The sequence below is a fragment of the Pseudomonas sp. TWI929 genome (assembly GCF_039673335.1).
GTDB lineage: Bacteria > Pseudomonadota > Gammaproteobacteria > Pseudomonadales > Pseudomonadaceae > Aquipseudomonas.
On sequence record NZ_JBDJLK010000049.1, the window covers coordinates 12,918 to 34,186 of the forward strand.

The 21,269-nt window shown below is 64.8% G+C and carries 21 protein-coding genes; 10 read left to right on the top strand and 11 right to left on the bottom strand.

Features of this window, described 5'->3' with window-relative positions; translation table 11 throughout:
• Positions 1-35 precede the first annotated feature (35 nt).
• Positions 36-1,142, top strand: a complete 1,107-nt coding sequence (locus ABE456_RS18620) for a 2-aminoethylphosphonate--pyruvate transaminase (RefSeq protein WP_346645219.1) — start codon at positions 36-38, stop codon at positions 1,140-1,142.
• Positions 1,143-1,176: 34 nt separating this feature from the next.
• A complete protein-coding gene (gene phnX / locus ABE456_RS18625) occupies positions 1,177-2,004 on the top strand; it encodes a phosphonoacetaldehyde hydrolase (protein ID WP_346645220.1) in 828 nt (275 codons plus the stop codon).
• A 74-nt stretch (positions 2,005-2,078) separates the two neighbouring features.
• On the opposite strand, the gene ABE456_RS18630 is transcribed toward phnX, so the two are convergent.
• Positions 2,079-3,143 (bottom strand): AI-2E family transporter, encoded by a 1,065-nt coding sequence (locus ABE456_RS18630; protein ID WP_346645221.1) that lies wholly within the window; start codon positions 3,141-3,143, stop codon positions 2,079-2,081.
• A gap of 133 nt (positions 3,144-3,276) precedes the next feature.
• Here ABE456_RS18630 and yegQ point away from each other — a divergent pair, with 133 nt between their 5' ends.
• The 6 genes from yegQ (at position 3,277) to ABE456_RS18660 (ending at position 9,259) form a co-directional block, all read left to right on the top strand.
• Entirely contained in the window at positions 3,277-4,611 is a 1,335-nt protein-coding gene (yegQ, locus tag ABE456_RS18635; protein ID WP_346645222.1) for a tRNA 5-hydroxyuridine modification protein YegQ, read from the top strand.
• Between the two features lie 78 nt (positions 4,612-4,689).
• Positions 4,690-6,414, top strand: coding sequence for a copper resistance system multicopper oxidase (locus ABE456_RS18640; RefSeq protein WP_346645223.1), 1,725 nt, complete (start codon positions 4,690-4,692; stop codon positions 6,412-6,414).
• The gene (locus ABE456_RS18645) at positions 6,407-7,306 is read left to right on the top strand and encodes a copper resistance protein B (RefSeq protein WP_346645224.1); all 900 of its coding nucleotides are present in this window, start codon (positions 6,407-6,409) and stop codon (positions 7,304-7,306) included. Before ABE456_RS18640 ends, ABE456_RS18645 begins: the two co-directional genes overlap by 8 nt.
• A gap of 14 nt (positions 7,307-7,320) precedes the next feature.
• A complete protein-coding gene (locus ABE456_RS18650; RefSeq protein WP_016500648.1) occupies positions 7,321-7,749 on the top strand; it encodes a DUF411 domain-containing protein in 429 nt (142 codons plus the stop codon).
• Positions 7,749-8,186 (top strand): YqaA family protein, encoded by a 438-nt coding sequence (locus tag ABE456_RS18655; RefSeq protein ID WP_346645225.1) that lies wholly within the window; start codon positions 7,749-7,751, stop codon positions 8,184-8,186. The genes ABE456_RS18650 and ABE456_RS18655 overlap by 1 nt, the downstream gene beginning before the upstream one ends.
• A gap of 74 nt (positions 8,187-8,260) precedes the next feature.
• Positions 8,261-9,259 (top strand): alpha/beta hydrolase, encoded by a 999-nt coding sequence (locus ABE456_RS18660; protein ID WP_346645226.1) that lies wholly within the window; start codon positions 8,261-8,263, stop codon positions 9,257-9,259.
• A gap of 42 nt (positions 9,260-9,301) precedes the next feature.
• On the opposite strand, the gene ABE456_RS18665 is transcribed toward ABE456_RS18660, so the two are convergent.
• From ABE456_RS18665 to ABE456_RS18690, 6 genes are all read right to left on the bottom strand, one after another.
• Positions 9,302-9,883 (bottom strand): DinB family protein, encoded by a 582-nt coding sequence (locus ABE456_RS18665; RefSeq protein ID WP_346645227.1) that lies wholly within the window; start codon positions 9,881-9,883, stop codon positions 9,302-9,304.
• A gap of 14 nt (positions 9,884-9,897) precedes the next feature.
• Positions 9,898-11,004: a cell division protein ZapE gene (gene zapE, locus ABE456_RS18670; RefSeq protein ID WP_346645228.1), complete on the bottom strand. Its 1,107-nt coding sequence runs from the start codon at positions 11,002-11,004 to the stop codon at positions 9,898-9,900.
• 40 nt (positions 11,005-11,044) lie between these two features.
• Positions 11,045-12,196, bottom strand: a complete 1,152-nt coding sequence (locus ABE456_RS18675; RefSeq protein ID WP_346645229.1) for a PQQ-dependent sugar dehydrogenase — start codon at positions 12,194-12,196, stop codon at positions 11,045-11,047.
• A 22-nt stretch (positions 12,197-12,218) separates the two neighbouring features.
• Complete coding sequence (locus ABE456_RS18680; RefSeq protein ID WP_346645230.1) at positions 12,219-12,536, bottom strand: hypothetical protein; 318 nt, start codon at positions 12,534-12,536, stop codon at positions 12,219-12,221.
• 235 nt (positions 12,537-12,771) lie between these two features.
• Positions 12,772-13,737: an agmatinase gene (gene speB, locus ABE456_RS18685; protein ID WP_346645231.1), complete on the bottom strand. Its 966-nt coding sequence runs from the start codon at positions 13,735-13,737 to the stop codon at positions 12,772-12,774.
• Positions 13,738-13,761: 24 nt separating this feature from the next.
• Positions 13,762-14,841 (bottom strand): polyamine ABC transporter substrate-binding protein, encoded by a 1,080-nt coding sequence (locus tag ABE456_RS18690; RefSeq protein WP_346645232.1) that lies wholly within the window; start codon positions 14,839-14,841, stop codon positions 13,762-13,764.
• 102 nt (positions 14,842-14,943) lie between these two features.
• Between ABE456_RS18690 and ABE456_RS18695 the strand changes: the two genes are divergently transcribed.
• A complete protein-coding gene (locus ABE456_RS18695; protein WP_346645233.1) occupies positions 14,944-15,834 on the top strand; it encodes a LysR family transcriptional regulator in 891 nt (296 codons plus the stop codon).
• A gap of 212 nt (positions 15,835-16,046) precedes the next feature.
• Here ABE456_RS18695 and ABE456_RS18700 read toward each other — a convergent pair whose 3' ends face one another.
• From ABE456_RS18700 to ABE456_RS18710, 3 genes are all read right to left on the bottom strand, one after another.
• Positions 16,047-18,473: a TonB-dependent receptor gene (locus tag ABE456_RS18700; RefSeq protein WP_346645243.1), complete on the bottom strand. Its 2,427-nt coding sequence runs from the start codon at positions 18,471-18,473 to the stop codon at positions 16,047-16,049.
• Positions 18,474-18,621: 148 nt separating this feature from the next.
• Complete coding sequence (locus ABE456_RS18705; RefSeq protein WP_346645234.1) at positions 18,622-19,746, bottom strand: sigma-70 family RNA polymerase sigma factor; 1,125 nt, start codon at positions 19,744-19,746, stop codon at positions 18,622-18,624.
• Between the two features lie 123 nt (positions 19,747-19,869).
• Positions 19,870-20,133 (bottom strand): hypothetical protein, encoded by a 264-nt coding sequence (locus ABE456_RS18710; RefSeq protein WP_346645235.1) that lies wholly within the window; start codon positions 20,131-20,133, stop codon positions 19,870-19,872.
• A 129-nt stretch (positions 20,134-20,262) separates the two neighbouring features.
• Here ABE456_RS18710 and ABE456_RS18715 point away from each other — a divergent pair, with 129 nt between their 5' ends.
• On the top strand, positions 20,263-20,580 hold the full coding sequence (locus ABE456_RS18715; protein WP_346645236.1) for a DUF883 family protein: 318 nt from the start codon (positions 20,263-20,265) through the stop codon (positions 20,578-20,580).
• A 22-nt stretch (positions 20,581-20,602) separates the two neighbouring features.
• Here the strand turns inward: ABE456_RS18715 and miaE are convergent, their stop codons facing one another.
• Positions 20,603-21,220: a tRNA isopentenyl-2-thiomethyl-A-37 hydroxylase MiaE gene (miaE, locus tag ABE456_RS18720; RefSeq protein ID WP_346645237.1), complete on the bottom strand. Its 618-nt coding sequence runs from the start codon at positions 21,218-21,220 to the stop codon at positions 20,603-20,605.
• Between the last annotated feature and the right edge of the window lie 49 nt (positions 21,221-21,269).

Consider the following 21,269-nt stretch of genomic DNA (forward strand, 5'->3'; position numbering starts at 1 on the left):
GTAGTTTCAGCCCACCGCTTGTGAGGAATAACGGAATGAGCAACGCCCCGATTCTGCTGACCCCAGGTCCCCTGACCACTTCAATCCGCACCCGCCAAGCCATGCTGGTGGACTGGGGCTCCTGGGACCGCGACTTCAACCAGCTGACCGCCAGTGTCTGCGAGCAACTGCTGGCGATCATCGACGGCAGTGCCAGCCACCACTGCGTACCACTGCAAGGCAGCGGCACCTTCGCCGTGGAAGCTGCCATCGGCACCCTGGTGCCACGTGACGGCAAGGTTCTGGTACTGATCAACGGCGCTTATGGCCAGCGCCTGGCCAAGATCTGCAAGGTCCTGGGCCGCGCCTACAGCACCTTCGAAACCGCTGAAGACCAGCCAACCACCGCGGCCGATGTCGATCGCCTGCTGGCCGCCGACCCGAGCGTTACCCACGTGGCGCTGATTCACTGCGAAACCAGCACCGGCATTCTCAACCCGCTGCCCGAGATCGCCCAGGTGATCAAACAGCACGGCAAACGCCTTATCATCGACGCCATGAGCTCGTTCGGCGCACTGCCGATCGACGCCCGCGAAATCCCCTTCGAAGCACTGATCGCCGCCTCCGGCAAGTGCCTGGAAGGCGTGCCAGGCATGGGCTTCGTATTCGCCGAAAAAACCGCCCTGGCCGCAGCCGAAGGCAATGCCCACTCGCTGGCCATGGACCTGCACGATCAGCACACCTACATGGCCAAGACTGGCCAATGGCGCTTTACCCCGCCAACCCACGTAGTCGCCGCCCTGCACGAAGCACTGCAGCAATACAACGAGGAAGGTGGCCTGCCAGCCCGCCACCAGCGCTACGCCGACAACTGCAAGACCCTGCTCGACGGCATGGCCGCCATCGGCCTGCGCAGCTTCCTGCCAGCCGAGATCCAGGCGCCGATCATCGTCACCTTCCACGCACCGAATGATGCCCGCTACCAGTTCAAGGACTTCTACGAGCGGGTCAAGGCCAAAGGCTTCATCCTCTACCCGGGCAAGCTGACCCAGGTGGAAACCTTCCGCGTCGGCTGTATCGGCGTGGTCGGCGCGGACGGCATGCAAGCCGCCGTGAATGCCGTGGCCGAAGTGCTGCGGGAAATGGAAGTGCTGGACATCTGACCCTCTGCCCACCTGAATTCAGGAATTAGCGCACATGAACTACAGCAACCCTACCCAGCTGCAAGCCGCCATCCTCGACTGGGCCGGTACCGTGGTCGACTTCGGCTCCTTTGCTCCAACCCAGATCTTTGTCGAAGCCTTTGCCGAATTCGACGTGCAGGTGTCTATCGAAGAAGCCCGTGGCCCGATGGGCATGGGCAAGTGGGACCACATCCGCACCCTGTGCGACGTGCCGGAAATTGCCGAGCGCTACCGCAAGGTGTTCGGCCGCACCCCGACCGACGATGACGTCACCGCCATCTACAACCGCTTCATGCCGCTGCAGATCGAGAAAATTGCCGTGCACTCGGCGCTGATCCCTGGCGCCCTGGACACCCTCACCGGCCTGCGCCAGGACGGCCTGAAGATTGGCTCGTGCTCGGGCTACCCGAAGGTGGTGATGGACAAGGTGGTAGAGCTGGCCGCTCAGAACGGCTATGTAGCTGACCACGTGGTGGCCACCGACGAAACCCCTAACGGCCGCCCATGGCCAGCCCAGGCGCTGGCCAACGTGATCGCCCTGGGAATTGACGATGTAGCAGCCTGCGTGAAGGTGGACGACACCGTACCGGGCATCCTTGAAGGCCGCCGTGCTGGCATGTGGACCGTGGCCCTGGTGTGCTCGGGCAATGCCCTGGGCCTGACCTGGGAAGGCTACCGCGCGCTGAGCGCCGAGAAGCTGGAAAGCGAGCGCAAGCGCATCCACACGCTGTTTGCCGGCTCGCGCCCGCACTACCTGATCGACACCATCAACGAGTTGCCTGAAGTGATCGCCGACATCAACCGCCGCCTGGCCAAGGGCGAGATGCCGCAGGCCTTATAAAGGCTTGCACCGCCTCTGTAGGCGCGGCCTTGTGTCGCGCCTACAAGGACCGCGACAACCTCGGGAGCAACGCCCTACTCCGGCAACTGCACCTGCGGCTTGGTCGCCGCAAATATCGCCCAACTGGACACGAACAACGCCGCGATCAACGGCCCGATCACAAAGCCGTTGAGCCCGAACACCGCCAGCCCGCCCAGCGTCGACACCAGGATCAGGTAGTCTGGCATGCGCGTATCCTTGCCCACCAGGATCGGCCGCAACAGGTTGTCCACCAAACCGATCACCAGCACCCCGAACGCGGTCAGGATCACCCCCGGCAGTATCGCCCCGGTGAGCAGGAAGTACGCCGCCACGGGTGCCCAGACGATGCCCGCCCCCACCGCCGGCAGCAACGACAGAAACGCCATCAGCACCGCCCACACCAGTGCACTGGGAATACCCAGCACCCAGAATATGAACCCGCCCAGCGCCCCTTGGGTAATGGCCACCAACACGTTGCCTTTCACCGTCGCCCGCACCACACGGTTGAACTTCAGCTGCAAACGGCGCTTCTGGTGTTCGGGTAACGGCACCGCCAGGCGTACCCGGCGGGCAACCTCCGCGCCTTCACGCAAGAAGAAGAACAACAGGTACATCATGATGCCGAAGCTGACCAACAGCTCGAACGTGCCCTGGCCAAAGCTGAACGCCTGGCTAGCCAGCACCTGGCTGCCCTGGGTGGCCCACTTGGTGATCTTGTCGCGCAACCCATCCAGGTTACCCATGCCCATGCTGTCCAGACCATGCTGGGCAAAGGGCGGGAGCATGTCCTTGCCACGCTCGACATAGCCAGCGATGTCCAGTTGCCCGCTCTCGATGCGCTGGTACAGCATGGCGCCCTCCTGCACCAGCAGTGCGCTGGTGATGATCACCGGCAGGATCGCCACCAGCAGGCACACCAGCGTGGTCGTAGCAGCGGCCAGGTTGCGGCGGCGGCCAAAACGGATCAGCAGGTGCCGTTGCAGCGGCGCGAACAGGATGCCGAGGATCACCGCCCAGAAGATCGCGCCGTAATACGGCAGCAGGATCCAGACAAAGGCAATGGTCACCAGCGCCAGGAGCACTGCCAAGGCTTTGTTCTGTAGCGCGGCTTCGTTCATCGCAAGTCCCCAGGTGGCTTCTGGAGTATTAGTACGCGCCGCTTGGGTAAAAGTGCCGCCACTCCCTTGATGCAAATCAATACGCGAATTTTGCGCCGGCCCTAGCATCCGCGCCTTTTGCCCCGGTGCGCACATGAACCCAATCGCCAAGCCCGAACTGCTGGCCCCCGCCGGCACCCTCAAGACCATGCGCTACGCCTTTGCCTATGGCGCCGACGCAGTCTACGCCGGCCAGCCGCGCTACAGCTTGCGGGTGCGCAACAACGAATTCGACCACGCCAACCTGGCGCTGGGCATCGAGGAGGCGCATGCCCTGGGCAAGAGCTTCTACGTGGTGGTCAACATCGCCCCGCACAATGCCAAACTCAAGACCTTCCTCAAGGACCTGGCGCCAGTGGTAGCGATGGCGCCGGATGCGCTGATCATGTCCGACCCTGGCCTGATCATGCTGGTACGTCAGCACTTCCCGCAGATGCCGGTGCATCTGTCGGTGCAGGCCAACACGGTCAACTGGGCCAGCGTGCAGTTCTGGCAGCAACTGGGTCTGAGCCGGGTGATCCTGTCGCGCGAACTGTCACTTGAAGAAATCGAGGAAATTCGCCAGCAAGTGCCGGACATGGAGCTGGAGGTGTTCGTCCACGGCGCCCTGTGCATGGCCTATTCCGGCCGTTGCCTGCTGTCGGGCTACCTCAACAAGCGTGATGCCAACCAGGGCACCTGCACCAACGCCTGCCGCTGGAAGTACGACGCCACGCCCGCCAGCGAGAACGCCACCGGCGATATCGTGCGTGAAGTACAGCCCACCCTGGGTCTGGGCGCCCCCACCGAACAGGTGTTCCTGCTGCAGGAAAGCAACCGCCCCGGCACCGAAATGCCAGCCTTCGAAGACGAGCACGGCACCTACATCATGAACGCCAAGGACTTGCGCGCCATCCAGCACGTCGAGCGCTTGGCCAGCATGGGCGTGCATTCGCTGAAGATCGAAGGCCGCACCAAGTCGCACTTCTACTGCGCCCGCGCAGTGCAGTCGTACCGCCAGGCAATCGACGACGCCGTGGCCGGGCGGCCGTTCGACCTCGCCCTGATGGACAACCTCGAGTCGTTGGCCCAGCGCGGCTACACCGAAGGCTTCCTGCGCCGCCATGTGCATGACGAATACCAGAACTACCAGCGCGGCAACTCGGTATCCGAGCGCCAGCAATTCGTGGGTGAACTGACCGGCGTGCGCGTAGATGGCCTGGCCGAGGTCAAGGTGAAGAACCGCTTCGCCGTGGGTGACCACCTTGAGCTGATGACCCCGCGCGGCAACTACCACTTCGACCTGCACCGCCTGTGCAACCGCCAGCAGCAGGCGATCGAGGTGGCGCCGGGTGACGGCCATGTGGTGTACCTGCCGATCCCGGAACAGGTTGCGCTCGGCTACGCCCTGCTGATGCGTGACCTCGGCGCCGACGAGGCCGCCAGCTGACAACGCTGTAATGTTCGCCTCAGCTACCTGACAGGCGGCGCAGGCGAACATCGTGGCTCTCCCGCATGAGGCCACGCCATGTTGCGCAACCCCACCCGCCGTACCTTCGTCAAAGGCCTGGGCGCCGCCACCACACTGGCGGGCCTGGGGCTGTGGCGCCCGCTGGCCCAGGCGGCCGAAGGCCGTGACCTGGCCGGCCAGCACTTCGAGCTGTTCATCGGCCAGACCCCGGTGAACATCACCGGCCGCCCACGCACCGCACTGACCATCAACAACAGCCTGCCCGGCCCGCTGCTGCGCTGGCGCGAAGGCGATACCGTCACCTTGCGCGTGCGCAACCGCCTGGCTCAGGACACCTCGATCCACTGGCACGGCATCATCCTGCCGGCCAACATGGACGGCGTGCCGGGGCTGAGCTTTGCCGGCATCGAGCCTGGTGGCGACTACCTGTACCAGTTCACCCTGCGCCAGAGTGGCACCTACTGGTACCACAGCCATTCCGGGTTGCAGGAGCAAGCCGGGGTCTACGGGGCGATTGTCATCGAGCCACGCGAGCCCGAGCCGCACCGCTACCAGCGCGACCATGTACTGCTGTTCAGCGACTGGTCGGACCAGGCGCCGGAACAGTTGATGGCCACGCTGAAGAAGCAGTCCGACACGTACAACTATCACAAGCGCACCCTAGGCGATTTCATCGATGACGTAGCCGACAAGGGCTGGAGCCCGACTGTCGCCGAGCGCTCCGCCTGGGCACGCATGCGCATGAGCCCCACCGACCTGGCCGATATCAGCGCCGCCACCTACAGCTACCTGCTCAATGGCCAGCCGCCGGAGGGCAACTTCACCTGCCTGTTCCAGCCGGGCGAAACCGTGCGCCTGCGGCTGATCAACGCTTCGGCCATGACCTACTTCGACTTCCGCATCCCTGGGCTGAAGCTGACAGTGATTGCCGCCGACGGCTTGCCGGTAACACCCGTGAGCGTGGACGAACTGCGCATTGCCGTGGCCGAGACCTACGACGTGCTGGTCACCGTGGGCGACCTGCCCGCCTACACCCTGTTCGCCCAGAGCATGGACCGCACCGGCTTCGCCCGCGGCACCCTGGCCCGCGCCGCCGGGCTGCAGGCTCCGGTGCCTGAACCCGACCCGCGCCCGGTATTGACCATGGACGACATGGGCCACGGTGGCATGGGCGCCATGGCGGGCATGGACCACAGCAACATGGCCGGTATGGATCACGGCAACATGGCCGGCATGCACCACGCCGCCATGCCGGCCATGCAGCAACACCCGGCCAGCGAAACCGACAACCCGCTGGTAGACATGCAGACCATGGCCCCGCGCGCCAACCTGGCCGACCCTGGCATAGGCCTGCGCAACAATGGCCGGCGCGTGCTGACCTACGCCGACCTGCGCAGCCCCTACCCCGACCCGGACGGCCGTGCGCCCTCGCGCGACATCGAGCTGCACCTGACCGGCCATATGGAACGCTTCGCCTGGTCGTTCGACGGCATCAAGTTCAGCGATGCCGAGCCGCTGCGCCTGACCTACGGCGAGCGGGTGCGCATCACCCTGGTCAACGACACCATGATGACCCACCCCATCCACCTGCACGGCATGTGGAGCGACCTGGAAGACGAGCACGGCCAGTTCCTGGTGCGCAAGCACACCATTGACATCCCGCCTGGCAGCCGCCGCTCCTACCGGGTAACCGCCGATGCCCTGGGCCGCTGGGCCTACCACTGCCACTTGCTCTACCACATGGAGACCGGCATGTTCCGCGAGGTACGCGTCGATGAATGACACCCGCAACCGCAGCATCGTGGCCGGGGTAACCCTGCTGAGCCTGCTCGCCAGCGAACGGGCAATGGCCGCTGGCATGGAGCACATGAACCATGGCCAGATGAACCATCAGGCCATGCCGATGGACCACGGCAGCATGAACCATGAAAGCATGGGCCATGGCCCGGCCACCCCCAGCCAGCCGCGCACGCCACTGCCGGCCATCAGCGACGCCGACCGCCGCGCCGCCTTCCCGCCCTTGCCTGGGCACCAGGTGCACGACCGGGCGCTGAACTGGGCAGTGATCGTCGACAAGCTCGAATACCAGAACTTCGAGAGCAGCAGTGCCCTGAACTGGAATGCCACGGCCTGGGTCGGCGGCGATATCGACCGCCTGTGGCTACGCACGGAAGGCGAACGCGAGCAGGGCAAGACCCACAAGGCCGAGCTGCAGGCGTTGTGGGGCCATGCCATAAGCCCATGGTGGGAGCTGGTGGCCGGTGTGCGCCAGGACTTCAAACCTGCCAGTGGCCAGGCCTGGGCCGCCTTCGGCATCCAGGGCACGCCGCTGTATGGCCTGGAACTGCAAGCCACCGCCTACGCCGGCGAGCGGCAACAAACCGCGCTGCGCCTGGAGGCCGCTTACGCTATGCTGCTGACCAACCGCTGGATACTGGAACCGACCCTGGAAGCCAACCTCTACGGCCGCAACGATGCCGGGCGCGAGCAAGGCGCGGGGCTGGCCGACAGCGAGGTCGGCCTGCGCCTGCGCTACGAGATCACGCGCAGTTTCGCGCCCTATGTCGGGGTCAGTTTCAACCGCCTGCACGGCAAGCGTGCCGACCAGGCCCGCGAAGACGGCGAAGACCTCGGCCAGACCCGGCTGGTCGCCGGTATCCGCCTGCGTTTTTAAAGGAGTGCTTCACCATGCTGCGCAAACACCTGCTGCCCCTGGGCCTGCTGGCCATCACCGGCCTGGCCCAGGCCGCCGAGACCATAGACGTCTACCGCGACCCCAACTGCGGTTGCTGCAAGGCCTGGATCAGCCACCTGCGCGACAACGGTTTCACCGTCAATGACCACGTCGAGCCGAACATGAGCGCGGTCAAGCAACGCCTGGGCGTGGCGCCGCGCCTGGCGTCGTGCCACACCGGGGTAATCGACGGCAAGTTCGTCGAAGGCCATGTGCCGGCCGAGCAGGTGCGCCTGCTGGCCAAGCGCAGTGACCTCAAGGGCCTGGCCGTGCCGGGCATGCCCATGGGTTCGCCCGGCATGGAAATGGGTGACCACAAGGATGCCTACCAGGTCATCGGCGTGACCCAGGATGGCCAGGACACTGTGGTCGCCAACTACTGATGCTCAGCCTGTGGGCGCTGTTTTTCAGCGCCTTTGGCGCCGCCACCCTGCTACCGCTGCAATCGGAGGCCGTGCTGGTCGGCCTGTTGCTGCGCCAGCCCGAAGCCTGGGCGACCCTGCTGCTGGTAGCTACCCTGGGCAACGTGCTGGGCTCGGTCGTCAACTGGCTGCTGGGCCGGGCCATCGAGCACCTGCGCGACAAGCGTTGGTTCCCGTTCAGCGCCGCCCAGCTGGAACGAGCACAGCAACGTTACCAGCGCTGGGGGCAATGGTCGCTGCTGCTCAGCTGGATGCCGGTGATCGGCGACCCGCTGACGCTGATCGCCGGGATCATGCGCGAGCCGTTCTGGCGCTTCCTGCTGCTGGTAACCCTGGCCAAGGCTGGCCGCTATGCAGTGCTGGCGATGATCACCCTGGGCTGGTTTCACGCCTGGTAACACCTTTCACGTTCCGCGTGGTCCATGGGCTGTTACATTCCCCTTTTCTACATGGTCCTACATGGAGTGCCCCCATGCTGCGCGCAACCGCCCTGGCCCTGGCCTGCCTGGCCGGCGGTTCGGCCATCGCTGCCGAATCGCCCACCTACGGCCCCCAGCTCGAAGGCTTCAGCTACCCGCACCCGCTCCAGCATTTTGACTTCAAGTCCCAGGGCCAGGCCCTGCAGATGGGCTACATGGACGTGCCCGCCCAGGGCCAGGCCAACGGCCACAGCGTGGTGCTGATGCACGGCAAGAACTTCTGTGCCGCCACCTGGGAAACCACCATCGATGCCCTGAGCAAGGCCGGCTACCGGGTCATCGCCCCCGACCAGGTCGGCTTCTGCAGCTCCAGCAAACCGGCGCATTACCAATACAGCTTCCAGCAACTGGCAGACAACACCCATGCCTTGCTCGAACAGTTGGGCGTGAAGCAAGCCATCGTGCTCGGCCATTCCACCGGCGGCATGCTCGCCACCCGCTACGCGCTGATGTACCCGCAGCAAGTGGCGCGGCTGGCGATGGTCAACCCGATTGGCCTGGAAGACTGGAAAGCCCTGGGGGTGCCCTACCGTACCGTGGACCAGTGGTATGCCCGCGAGCTCAAGCTGGATGCCGAAGGCGTGCGCGAGTATGAGCGCAAAACCTACTACGCCGGGCGCTGGAAGCCCGAGTACGAACGCTGGGTGCAGATGCTGGTGGGCCTGAACAAAGGGCCTGGGCATGAAACCGTGGCGTGGAACTCGGCGCTGATCTACGACATGATCTTCACCCAGCCGGTGTACCACGAGTTCAAGGACCTGCAGATGCCGACCCTGCTGCTGATCGGCGACAAGGACACCACGGCGATTGGCAGCGATATTGCGCCGCCGGAGGTGAAGGCCAAACTGGGCAAGTACGCAGAGCTGGGGCCGCAGGTGGCCAAGCTGATCCCCAGGGGTGAGCTGATCACCTTCGAAGGCATGGGGCATGCGCCGCAGATCGAAGAGCCGGTGCGGTTCAATCGCACGCTGGTGGAGTGGCTGAACAAGTAAGCCAGTAATTAAACTCTCATTTTGGGGCTGCTTTGCAGCCCCCTACACTTTCCAGACTTGAGCCTCGGTCCAGCCCAGCTCGGCAAAGTCCACGGCCCGCAGCTCAGCCTCTTCCTCGCAAAAGAACTCATCCAGCTGCGGCGGCCGTACCGCCGTGTCACTGAGCATCGCATGCACCTGCCCACGGTGATGCACCTGGTGCTCGAACAGGTGCGCCAGCAGGCGCAGCCGTTGCTCGCGCTGCACCCGTTCGGGCCGCACGATGCTCACATAACGGCCCAGCTCGGTATCGCGCAGCGCCTGGCAATAGGCGATCAGCCGGTGGTCGGCCTGGGCCTGCTCGGCATGCAGGTCGGTACAGGTGGCAAACGGCTGTTCAGGGTCGAAGAAGCGCTCGCCGTCGGCATCGGGCTGCTCGCCACGCTGCTCGCACTCAAGCATGTGCAGGTAGAACCAGTCCACCGTCAGCAGGTGGTTGAGGGTGGCCTTGATCGATGGGAAGAAGCTGCAGCGCGGGGCGACGAATTCGTCCTGGGTCAGTTGCAGGCAGGCCTTGTACAGGCGGTGGTTGGCCCAGCCATTGTTAAAGGCCTGGGTCAGCAGATGATGCGACAACGGCTCCATGGTTCGGCTCCTTTTCAGGCGAAGCGTTGCAGTTGCATCTCCCGTAGCCGGCTTAACGTCCGTTGGTACGGGAACGCCAGATACCCTTGAGTGTAGAGCGCATCGAGCGGTACCTGTGCCTCCAGGTACAACGCCACCCGACGGTCGTAGCATTCGTCGACCAAGGCAATGAAGCGGCGCACCGCGTCGTCCTTGGGGGACAGCGCCGGCAGTTGGCGATCGCCCGCCACCACCCGCGCCGCAGCGTCCTCGGTGCCACGGGCAATGCGCCCGGCCCGCTGCTCACCGCCCAGCGCCGGAATACCCGACAACAGGATGGCCGGAAAACGGTCGCACAAGGCCATGAACTCCATGGCTGCCAGCGGTTGTTCGCACAGGTCGGTGAAGCGGCACCAGATGGCCTGTTCGCTGCGCCGCACAACCTGCACCTGCCTGGGGCCGATAGCCAAGGGTTGTTCAGTGCCGGCGTCTTCAGGGCTGAGCTGGCGGAACACCTCATGCAACTGGCTGGCCTGCCCCGCTTGCGCCACCCAATAGCGCTGGCGTTCGGCACCTGGGTGCAGGCGATGGTCCTGCTCACCGGCCACCGGCAGTGTCTGCATATGCCGCTGTATGGCGGTGATGGCGGGCAGAAAGCGTTCGCGGTTGAAGCCGTCGCGGTAGAGCTGCTCGGGTGGCTGATTTGAGGTGGCGACGATCACCACCCCATGGTCGAACAAAACCTGGAACAGGCGGCCGAGGATGATCGCGTCGCCGATGTCGTTGACGAACAGCTCGTCGAAGCACAGCACGCGGATCTGCCCGGCCAGCTCCCGGGCCAGGGCCAGCAGCGGGTCGGCAGTGCCGTTGAGCTGGAACAGGCGTTGGTGCACCCAGGCCATGAAGTGGTGGAAGTGCTGACGCCGGCTGGGTATGCGCAGGCAGCGATGGAACTGGTCCATCAGCCAGGTCTTGCCACGGCCGACCGGGCCCCAGAGGTAGATGCCCCGGGTGGCGCGGCCTTGCTCGACGGCCTGGAAGCAGGCTTGCAAGGCCTCGACCGCGCGGGCCTGGGCGGGGTCGGCGACATAGCCCTGGGTGGTCAGGGCTTGCTGGTAGAGATGTTCGGGGGAGATGGCCATGCGGCATTCTACACAGCCACGCGATTCCTGTAGGAGCGCGTCAGGCTTCGTCGGCCAAGCCTACCTTGAGCAGTGCGCCATCCTTGTCATCGGTCAGCACATACAGGTACCCATCCGGCCCCACCCGCACATCGCGGATCCGCGCCTTCAACTCACCGAGCAAGCGCTCCTCGTGCACCACCTTGTCGCCATCCAGCTGCAAGCGGATCAGCTCCTGGGTGGCCAGCGCGCCAATGAACAGGTTGTGGTCCCAAGCCTTGAACGTGGGGCTGTCGTAGAACGCCATGCCGCTGATGCCCGGCGACTTTTCCCATACATGGTGTGGGTCGACCATGCCGTCCACGTGCTTGCCCTTGGCCTCGGGGATCGGCAGCAGCGAATAGTTGATGCCGTGGGTCGCAATTGGCCAGCCGTAGTTCTTGCCAGGCTCCGGGATGTTGATTTCATCACCGCCCCGCGGGCCGTGCTCGTGGGTCCACAGCTTGCCGGTCCAGGGGTTGAGTGCGGCGCCTTGCTGGTTACGGTGGCCATAAGACCAGATCTCCGGCCGCACGTTGTCCTTGCCGACGAAGGGGTTGTCCTTGGGCACTTCGCCGTCCGGCAGAATACGCACGATCTTGCCCTGCAGCTTGTCCAGGTCCTGGGCGGTGGGGCGCTGGTTGTTCTCGCCCAGGGCAATGAACAGGTAGCCGTCGCGGTCGAACACCAGCCGCGAACCGAAGTGGTTGCCCACCGACAGCTTGGGCTGCTGGCGGAAGATCACCGTGAAATTCTCCAGCCGCGCGCGGTCCTCGGACAACTGCCCACGGCCGACCGCAGTACCGGCCTTGCCGTCACTGCCCTCCTCGGCATAGGACAGGTACACCGTGCGGTCCTTGCCGAATTCCGGTGACAGCACCACGTCCAGCAGGCCGCCCTGGCCCTCGGCCCAGACCTTCGGCACGCCGCTGATCGGCGGGCCGACCTTGCCTTCGGCATTGACCACCCGCAGGTTGCCGGCGCGCTCGGTCACCAGCATGTCCTTGCCCCCCGGCAGGAAGGCCAACGCCCAGGGGTTGCGCAGGCCATCGGCGAGGGTACTGACAGTCACGGTGCCTTCTTCGCTGCGAAACTGCTGTTCGGCCGCCGCCTGCGCCAGCAGGGGCAACAGAGCGGCGGCGGTCAGGGTGGCTAGCCAGGGTACTCGAAACATGCAGGATTCCTTTCAGTGGGGCTCACGGCGCCCGCGTACTGTCGCGCGGTGGCCGGGTGGGTTCCAGGTTCGGGGTTTGCTGCTGGCGGCGCAGGTTGTCGCCGTTGCCGATGCCGCGGTTGTCCAGGGTGGGGGTGCGCTGGTACGGGTCGGTGGACGGGCCGCGCACGGGGGGTGTGGCCGACATGCTGCCCTGGCGGCTGTTGGGGTTGGCGCGCTGGATCGGGCTGTTGTAGGGGTTGTTGTTGCCGGCGGCGAGCTGCAACGGTGGCTGCGGGGCAGCATGCGCGGGCAGGCACAAGGCCAGGCCGAGGGCCAGGGTGGGCAATGTCGGGGTCATGCTTCACCTCCTGTACGAAAATGCCGCGCCTGGTGGCTTTGATAGCCTAAGGCGCGAAGGGTTCGCGGCAAAAGTGTGAATATGGGTGGAGTTGATTCGTGATGTTTCAGTATGGGCCCAGGGGGCTGCTGCGCAGCCCTTTCGCGACGCAAGGCCGCGCCCACAAAGGATCGGCGTGCACCGATCATTGTGGGAGCGGCCTTGCGTCGCGATGGGCCGCAAAGCGGCCCCCAAATTACTGGCCTTTATCTACCTTGTGCCGCGCCGCATACAGGCACAGCATCTCCATCGCCAGCGTCGCCCCAGCCAATGCCGTGATGTCGGCATGGTCGTAGGCCGGCGCCACTTCCACCAGGTCCATGCCCACCAGGTTGATGCCGCGCAGCCCGCCAAGGATCTCCAGCGCCTGCACCGTGCTCAGCCCGCCACACACCGGCGTGCCGGTACCGGGCGCATAGGCCGGGTCGAGGCAGTCGATATCGAAGGTCAGGTACACCGGCCGCTCGCCTACCCGCTGGCGAATCGCCGCAATCACCGCTTCGGTGCCCTGGCGGTGCACCTGCCGGGCGTCGAGGATGGCAAAGCCCTGGCTGTCGTCATTGGTGGTGCGCAGGCCAATCTGCACCGAGTGAGCCGGGTCCACCAGGCCTTCGCGGGCGGCATGCCAGAACATGGTGCCGTGGTCGATGCGCTTGCCATCCTCGTCCGGCCAGGTATCGCTGTGCGCATCGAAATGGATCAGCGCCAGCGGGCCATGCTGGCGGGCGTGTGCCTTGAGCAACGGGTAGCTGATGAAGTGGTCGCCACCGAGGGTGAGCATGGCGCAACCGGCCTGCAGAATATGCTCGGCATGGGCCTCGATGCTGTCCGGCACCGACTGCGGCGTGCCACTGTCGAAGGCGCAGTCGCCATAGTCGATCACTGCCAGGTGGTCGAACGGGTCGAACGCCCACGGCCAGTGCCGGGCCCAGGCCTGCTGCACCGAAGCGGCACGGATCGCCCGCGGGCCGAAGCGTGCACCTGGGCGGTTGCTGGTGGCGGTGTCGAACGGCACGCCACTGACCACCACATCCACCCCACGCAGGTCGCGGCTGTAGCGGCGGCGCGAGAAACTGGTGATACCAGCGTAGGTACTTTCTGCGGCAGTGCCGTACAGGCTGTCGCGGGTCATGGCCTGGTCGTTGTTTGCGGCTTGGTCCACGGTCGGGCTCCTGGGTCGTTATGGTTATTGGCGGCTACGGAAGGCAGTCCACAGGCGGTTGCGCTGGCGCAGGTCGGCCAGGGCCATGCTGCGGTCGGCGTACAGGCGCTGGCGCACGTGGGCAGGCGGGTAGATGTCCGGGTCATTGCGCACCGCTTCGTCCACCAGCGGCGTGGCAGCCTGGTTGGCGTTGGCAAAGAACAGCGTATTGGTCAGCGCAGCCACCGACTCGGGCTTGAGCATGAAGGCGATGAATGCCCGCGCGGCTTCCGGGTGCGGGGCGTCCTTGGGGATGACCAGGTTGTCCTGCCACACCAGCGTACCTTCACGCGGGATGCGGTAGATCAGCTCGAACGGCTTGCCAGCGCGGCGCGCCTGGTCGGCGGCCATCGCCGCATCGCCGTTGTAGGTCAGCGCCAGGCACACGCTACCGTTGGCCAGGTCGCTGATCTGCCGGCCGTTGGCGACGTAGCTGATCGATGGTTGCAACTGGCTGAGCAGTTTCTGCGCGGCGGCCAGATCATCCTTGTTCTGGCTGTAAGGGTCCTTGCCCAGGTAGTTCAGGGCCACGCCGATTACCTCCTGCGGCGAGTCGGGCATGGCGATGCCGCAATCCTTCAGGCGGCTGGCGTATTCGGGCTTGAACAACAGGTCGAGGCTGTCCAACGGCACATCGCCCAGGCGCTGGCGCACCGCCTCCACGTTCACCCCCAGGCCCAGGGTGCCCCAGGTGTAGGGCACGGCATGGCGGTTGCCGGGGTCGGCCTCGGCGAGCTTGGCCAGCAGGTCCTTGTCGAGGTTGGCGTAGCCGGGCATGGCCTGGGCGTCCAGCGGTTGCAGGGCATTGGCCTTCAGCGCCCGCGCCAGCACGGTAGATGACGGCACTACCACGTCGTAGCCGCTGCCACCGGTCAGTAGCTTGGTTTCCAGCACTTCGGTGGTGTCGAAGGTGTCGTAACGCACCTTGTAGCCGGTTTCCCGTTCGAAGCGCTGCAGGGTTTGCGGGGCGACGTAGTCGGCCCAGCTGTAGAGGTTGACGACCTTTTCTTCGGCCTGCAGCGGCAAGGCCAGGACCAGGGACAACAGGCACAACGATCGACGCATGGCGGACACCTCGGTAAATGGGTGGATGCCGCGAGCATGCCAGCCGGGTTACATTGCAGGAATGGCAAGTTTGCAAAGCTGACATTCACAAGGAGCAATGTAATGCTCGGACAAGTGCACGACCCCGACCTGCACCTGCTGCGGCTGTTCGTCACTGTAGTCGAGGCCGGTGGCTTCAGCGCCGCGCAGGGTGTGCTGGGCCTGAGCCAGCCCACCATCAGCCAGCGCATGGCGCAGTTGGAAGCACGCCTGGGCTACCGCCTGTGCAGCCGCGGCAAGGGCGGTTTTCGCCTGACGGAAAAAGGTGCATTACTGCTGGACGCAGCCCGTGGCCTGCTGCTGAACATCGAGCAGTTTCGCCAGCAAGCCAATGGGGTTACCGGGCGCTTGCTGGGGACCGTGCGCATAGGCATGGCGGAGAACCAGGACAAGGCGGTAAGCCTGAAGCTGGCGGCGGCCATTGCGGCCTTTCGCAGGCGAGAAGAGTCGGTGCAGCTGGAGCTGATCAGTGCACCGCCGGCGGAGCTGGAGCGGCTGTTGCTAGAGCAACGGCTGGACTACGCCATCAGCTATTTTTCCGGCAACCAGGCAGCTTTCGACTACCAGCCGTTGTTCGAGGAGCGGCAACGGCTGTATTGCGGCAAGGGGCATGTGCTGTTCGGTAAGGCTGAAACAGGGCTTGAGCGCTTGCTGGAGACAGACCAGGTGCGCCACCCATACCGGTTTCTCAAGGGGGGTGAGCCGTTCCAGAGCCGGCGCAGCATGGCGGTGGCGGAGCAGATCGAGAGCGTGCTGACGTTCATCCTGTCAGGGCAGCATATCGGCTACCTGCCGTGCCATTGCGCGCAGGGGTGGGAGGCTGAAGGGCTGTTGTGGGCGCTGGACCCAGGGCTGGATTTTGTGGTGCCGTTTACCCTGGCCCGCCATCGGGCACAGGTGGTGGGTGAAGCACAGCAGGCGTTTGCGCAGGATTTGCTGGCAGCGTTTGCCTGACCCGGCCTCTTCGCGAGAACACCGCTCCCACAAGTACGGCGCCAACCTTGAGCCGTACGCGGTCCCTGTGGGAGCGGCCTTGTGTCGCGAAACGGGTGCGCAGCGCCCCCAGGATTTCAGCCACGCAGCACAAATTGTCGGGGCCGCCTTGCGGCCCTTTCGCGACGCAAGGCCGCTCCCACAGGGATAAAAGCAACCCTGCGCCAAACGGGTCAGTAAGCCATGCTCCAGGTCAGGGTGTAGGTACGCCCGCGCCCTTGGTAGTCATACAGGTACGCCGGCCCGTAGGTCGGCGAATAGAACAGCGTCGCGCGCTGCCCCCAGACCGTGCTGTACTGCTTGTCCAGCAGGTTCTGGATGCCGGCGCTGAAGGTGCCGAAGCCGGTGTCCTGGCTGGCCAGCACATCGAAGGTGGTGTAGCCGTCGATCTCGTGGTCGGCATCGTCTTTCAGGCTGAAGGCATGGTTGGCCTGCAACCGCGCGCTGCGGCCATCGCCCTTCCAGCCAACGAACGCGGTGGCCTTGGACAACGAGGCATAGCGGGCGTCGCGCTTGATCCAGCCGCCGTCGGGGTCTTCCTCCTCGGAGCGGGTCAGGTGCAGCGTACCGCCGGTTTCCCAGCCATTCTGGAAGTGCCGGGTGAGCGCACCTTCAAAGCCGAGGTCACGGCTTTTCTGTTCTTCCACGTTGATGGTGAGCGTTTGCGAGTCAACGTTGATGATCTTGTCCGACCAGATGTAGTACAGCGCCGCCTGGGCATCCCAGTCCAGGTCGGCAAAGCGCCAACCCAGTTCCACCTGGCGGCTCTTGATGCCAGCCAGCGGGTTGTCAGCCACGCTCAGGCCTGGCTTGCCGTAGTACTTGGCCGGGTCTGGCAGGTCGAAGCCTTCGCCGTAGTTGGTCCATACCTGGTGGCCGTTCTTGAAGTCGTAGATGGCGCCGATGTTGAACAGGTTGACCTGGTAGTCGTTGCTGCCGCCCGGCACGCCCTTGAAGTCGCTGACGTCCACGTCCATCTGCTGGCGCCGGGCACCGCCGGAGAACGTCAGGTTGTCGGTGGCATGCCAGTCCAGCTGGGCGTACACCGACACACCATCGACCCGGTAGCTGGGGTAGCGCGCGGCTTTGCTGTCTTTCTCCAGCTCCAGGCCACCCGACTCGGACGAAGTCTGGGCGTTGAAGGTGGTTTGCTCGGCATTGAAGCGCTCGCGGTCCAGGTCGACGCCGTAGGTCAGCTTCAGCGTGTCCCACTGCTTGGCGAACAGGCCCTTGAGGCTGGTGACCTCGAAGTTCTGCTGCGAGGCGGCGAAGTACACCCCGCGCGAGCCGGTGGGCGTGGCGCGGTTGTAGTACGGGAACGGGTAGAAGTTGTCGTCTTCCTTGCGGTACGAGGCCTGCAGGTAGAAATCCTGGCCCAGCACGTCGCTGTGGTGGTAATTGGCGTTCAGCAGTAGGCGCCGGGTACGCGGCTCCAGGTCCGACGAGTAACCACTGCGCAGCTCGGCATCTTCCAGGTCGGACGGCGCGTTGTAGTTCAGGTTGGGGAAGTAGATACCCGTGCTGCCATGGTTGCCCGAGTCGTAGTACTGGGCCAGCAAGTCGAGGCTCTGCTGGTCGTTCAGCTGCAGGCCCAGGGTGCCGAGTACGTCGATGGTGCGGTTGTACTGCAGGTCGGTCTGGGTGTTGTCGATGAAGATCTGGTCGCCGGCACCGTCGTAGAAGGCTTCGTTCTGCTCACCGGAAATACCCAGCCGGGCATTGACCCGCTCGTTACCACCGCTGATCGACTGGGCGAAGCGGGTGGCCAGGTCGTCACTGTTGTTGAAGCCGCTGCTGGCGCCGAGCTGGGTTTCGAAGCGCGCCGGGCCGGGCTCGCCCTTCTTGGTCACGATGTTGATGATGCCGCCGGTGGCGCCGCCGCCGTAGATGGCGCTGGCACCAGACAGCACCTCTACCCGCTCGACGTTGAACGGCGAAATACTGTCGAACTGGCGCGACAGGCCACGCGAGCTGTTCTGGCTGACGCCGTCGATCATCACCAGCACGTTGCGCCCGCGCATGTTCTGGCCGTAGTTGGTGCGCCCTTCCGGCGCCAGGTCAAGGCCCGGCACCAGCTTGCCAATGGCCTCCTTCAGGCTGACGCCGCTGTCGATCTGCTCACGCAACTGCTGCTGGTCGACCACCCAGACGGTGCCGGGGATTTCGCTGATGGCGGTACTGGTACGCGAGGCCACGCTGACTTCGATCGGCTTGAGGTTGACTGCCTGCGGCGCTGCCTCGGCCTTGCGCAGGGTCACCGTGCGGGCGTCACTGAAGTGCCAGTTCATGCCGCTGCCGGCCAGCAACTGCTGCAGGGCCTGCTCGACGCTGTAGCTGCCCTGCAAGGCCGGGCTGGCCTGGCCGGCGACATCGCCGGTGGTGTACAGCAGGTACAGGCCGGCCTGGTCGGCGAAGGCGGTCAGGGCTTGGTCCAGCGGCTGGGCCGGCAGGTCCAGTTGGACTTGGCGGGCCTGCACCTGGGCTTGCTCGGTGGCGGTCGAGGCCCCTGCGCACAGTGGGCCGACCAGCATGGCCAGGGCACTGCAGGACATCAGGGCGTGGTGAAGCGGACCGCGACGGCGGTGCAAAGGCTTGAGCATCAGAGGCACGAATGAGTTTCCAGACAAATCGTAAATGAGAATGGGTTGCTGATCAGTCCCACTACGACGATCTGGCTTGCAGGAACTTGCAGTGCTAAATGAAAAATATTTTTATTCCTGTAGCCGCGAAGAGGCCGGTACAGGCTGATCAATGAACCACGGCCAGCCACGGCAGGTAAGTCACCTTCAGCCCATAACGCTGCTCCAGGGTCCGCAACAGCGCCTCAGGCTCATCAAGGTCAAACACCCCGCTCACCTCCATGGCCGCCAGCTTGCTATCGGACAGCACAATGCGCCCATGCCGGTAACGCTCAAGCTCTGCCAACACCTGCCCCAGCGGCTTGCCATTGAAGATCAGTTTGCCGCGCTGCCAGGCCATCTGTGTGCCAGCATCGGCCGCCACTGCCAGTTCATGCTCGCCGACCTTGGCTTCGCCTCGGGCCAACACCACACGGCCATCGCGGCGCACGCTGAAGGTTGCATCACGCCCCTGTACCTGCTCACCTGCCGTATCGACCACAAAGGGTCGTGAGTCATCCGTGGTCTCGAACAGGGCCTCACCAGACTCCAGCACCACTCGCCGCTCACGGTCACTGAACACCACGCTCAAGGCGCTGGCGCTGTTCAGCGTCACCCGCGTGCCATCAGCCAGGGTAATTACCTGCCGCTCACCCACTGCAGTGTGGTAATCCGCCAGCAGCATCGGCGCCCGCTGCCAACCCGCTACAGCGGCGACCAGCAACACCGCAGAGGCCGCCACACCCGCCTGTTTCAGCCAGCTGCGGCAATGGCGCAGGGCCTGGCCGATGTACTTGGCCACCATACTCTCGGAAACGCCCAGGCGTTGTGCCACCTGCTTCTGGGTAAGGCCTTCGACGCGGTTGAGCAACAGCGCCTGGCGGGCATTGTCGGGCAGCTGCAGCAGCGCTTGGTCGAGGATCTGCAGGCGTTCCCGGGCCAGCAAGGCTGCCTCGGGCGCCGGCGCCGGGCAGGCCACCTCGCCTGCCCCGTCGCTGTCGTCGTGGCTGGCGGCGATACGTTGTTCGCGGCGCAAGGCATCGATTGCCAGGTTGCCAGCCACGCGGAAGATGAAACTGCGCGCATGCAGCACCGGCAGCGCCTGCTCATCGAGCTTCACCAGCTTCAGGTAGGTTTCCTGCGCCACGTCGGCGGCGCGTTGGCGGTCGTGCATGCGCCGGGTCAGAAACTGCAGCAGGTCGTCGTAGTGCTCCTGGAAACTTGCCAGCAGCCCCGACACGGGTGACGTCAGCATGGGATTGGGTACGGCCAGTAGGAGGAATTATCGGGCGTTAGTGAGAAACAGTATCATTCATCTGGATAGATACTTTCAACGCCGATGCGCATTTGTCGCGCTACTGGCCCGGGTAAGGTCTGATCAGCGGTTGGCGCTGGCGGCGGCCATCAGCTTGTTGACTTCGCTGCGCACCATGCTGGCGTACTCGGGCGGCGCCATGCCGTCCAGCTCGGCCCGCACCCACTCGGCCCACTTGCCCTTGCGCCGCGGCTTTTCGGCAATCAGCCGGGCCGCTTCGCCCTTGGCCTTGCCCAGGTTGTTCTGCCACAGTTCGAACAGCCGGGCCTTCTCTGCCTCGATCTGCGCCCGTTCCTCAAAGCTCATGTTGGCCAGATTGAAACTCATGAAGGTACCTGCAGGTTTGAAAATGGCCGCTATCTTACACCCAGGCAACGCAACATCGGAAAACCACCGCAACTTTCCCGACGCGGCGGCATCCATTGTTCAAACCACCCCATCGACGAGGACGAGTTCATGGCCCGGAAAAATGCGCTGGCCGACAGCGATCAGATCAAGGACCAGGTATTCAGCGAGCTGCAGTCGCTGATCGAAGAATCGGAAAAACTGCTGAACGACAGCGCCGCCCTGGTCGGCGACGAGGCCGACACCCTGCGCGCGCAGGTAAGCCTGAAGCTACGCCAGGCCCGCCAGGCCGCCAACACCATGCGCAGCAAGGCGCAACCGGTGGTGGACGCCACCCAGGACTACATTGGCGGGCACCCGTGGCAGACCGTGGCCCTTTCCGCAGGGCTGGGGCTGGTGGTAGGCCTGCTGTTGGGCCGCCGGCACTGAAGCCTGGGCCGCCTGGTGCGAATCAGGCGGCTTGCGCCAGCGGAATACCGCTGTGGAAGCGCAGCTCCTGGTCCGGCGACTGGATCAGCTCCATTTCCGCTGCGCGCACCAGCTCCACCCGGCGGGCGATGTCCGCCTCATCGCCGTAGTTGTGCGCCAGCTTCAGGTACCCCTGGTAATGGCGTGCTTCGCTCTTCAGCAGGCCGTGGTAGAAGCGGCCCAGCTCCTCATCCAGGTGCGGCACCAGCGCGGCAAAGCGCTCGCAGCTACGTGCCTCGATGAACGCTCCCACCACCAGCGTATCCACCAGCTTTACCGGCTCGTGGGCACGCACCAGGCGCCGCAACCCCGAGGCATAGCGCCCCGCCGACACCGGGCGCAATGGCACGCCGCGCCGCTTCATCAGGCGCAGCACCTGTTCGTGATGCACCAGTTCCTCGCGGGCCAGGCGCGACATCATGTTGATCAGGTCGATGTGGGTGTTGTACTTGGCGATCAGGCTCAGGGCGGTGCTGGCGGCCTTGAATTCGCAGTTCTTGTGGTCGATCAGCAGGGTTTCCTGGTCGGCGAGCGCCGCTTCGATCCAGGCGTCTGGGGTCGGGCAACCAAGAAAGGCGTCGATTTCGGGGATCAGGGACATAAGCGTGCAAACCACACAGAACAGGCAGGGCCGGCGATTATACCGGCGG

What these genes read in the sequence shown, in the direction of transcription:
- ABE456_RS18690 (WP_346645232.1), bottom strand. Translation starts at nt 14,841, where the DNA reads ATGCGTCGATCGTTGTGCCTGTTGTCCCTGGTCCTGGCCTTGCCGCTG.
- ABE456_RS18620 (WP_346645219.1), top strand. Translation starts at nt 36, where the DNA reads ATGAGCAACGCCCCGATTCTGCTGACCCCAGGTCCCCTGACCACTTCA.
- ABE456_RS18655 (WP_346645225.1), top strand. Translation starts at nt 7,749, where the DNA reads ATGCTCAGCCTGTGGGCGCTGTTTTTCAGCGCCTTTGGCGCCGCCACC.
- ABE456_RS18650 (WP_016500648.1), top strand. Translation starts at nt 7,321, where the DNA reads ATGCTGCGCAAACACCTGCTGCCCCTGGGCCTGCTGGCCATCACCGGC.
- yegQ (WP_346645222.1), top strand. Translation starts at nt 3,277, where the DNA reads ATGAACCCAATCGCCAAGCCCGAACTGCTGGCCCCCGCCGGCACCCTC.
- ABE456_RS18675 (WP_346645229.1), bottom strand. Translation starts at nt 12,196, where the DNA reads ATGTTTCGAGTACCCTGGCTAGCCACCCTGACCGCCGCCGCTCTGTTG.
- phnX (WP_346645220.1), top strand. Translation starts at nt 1,177, where the DNA reads ATGAACTACAGCAACCCTACCCAGCTGCAAGCCGCCATCCTCGACTGG.
- ABE456_RS18705 (WP_346645234.1), bottom strand. Translation starts at nt 19,746, where the DNA reads ATGCTGACGTCACCCGTGTCGGGGCTGCTGGCAAGTTTCCAGGAGCAC.
- ABE456_RS18715 (WP_346645236.1), top strand. Translation starts at nt 20,263, where the DNA reads ATGGCCCGGAAAAATGCGCTGGCCGACAGCGATCAGATCAAGGACCAG.
- ABE456_RS18630 (WP_346645221.1), bottom strand. Translation starts at nt 3,143, where the DNA reads ATGAACGAAGCCGCGCTACAGAACAAAGCCTTGGCAGTGCTCCTGGCG.
- miaE (WP_346645237.1), bottom strand. Translation starts at nt 21,220, where the DNA reads ATGTCCCTGATCCCCGAAATCGACGCCTTTCTTGGTTGCCCGACCCCA.
- ABE456_RS18640 (WP_346645223.1), top strand. Translation starts at nt 4,690, where the DNA reads ATGTTGCGCAACCCCACCCGCCGTACCTTCGTCAAAGGCCTGGGCGCC.
- ABE456_RS18700 (WP_346645243.1), bottom strand. Translation starts at nt 18,473, where the DNA reads ATGCTCAAGCCTTTGCACCGCCGTCGCGGTCCGCTTCACCACGCCCTG.
- ABE456_RS18660 (WP_346645226.1), top strand. Translation starts at nt 8,261, where the DNA reads ATGCTGCGCGCAACCGCCCTGGCCCTGGCCTGCCTGGCCGGCGGTTCG.
- ABE456_RS18680 (WP_346645230.1), bottom strand. Translation starts at nt 12,536, where the DNA reads ATGACCCCGACATTGCCCACCCTGGCCCTCGGCCTGGCCTTGTGCCTG.
- ABE456_RS18710 (WP_346645235.1), bottom strand. Translation starts at nt 20,133, where the DNA reads ATGAGTTTCAATCTGGCCAACATGAGCTTTGAGGAACGGGCGCAGATC.
- ABE456_RS18665 (WP_346645227.1), bottom strand. Translation starts at nt 9,883, where the DNA reads ATGGAGCCGTTGTCGCATCATCTGCTGACCCAGGCCTTTAACAATGGC.
- ABE456_RS18645 (WP_346645224.1), top strand. Translation starts at nt 6,407, where the DNA reads ATGAATGACACCCGCAACCGCAGCATCGTGGCCGGGGTAACCCTGCTG.
- zapE (WP_346645228.1), bottom strand. Translation starts at nt 11,004, where the DNA reads ATGGCCATCTCCCCCGAACATCTCTACCAGCAAGCCCTGACCACCCAG.
- ABE456_RS18695 (WP_346645233.1), top strand. Translation starts at nt 14,944, where the DNA reads ATGCTCGGACAAGTGCACGACCCCGACCTGCACCTGCTGCGGCTGTTC.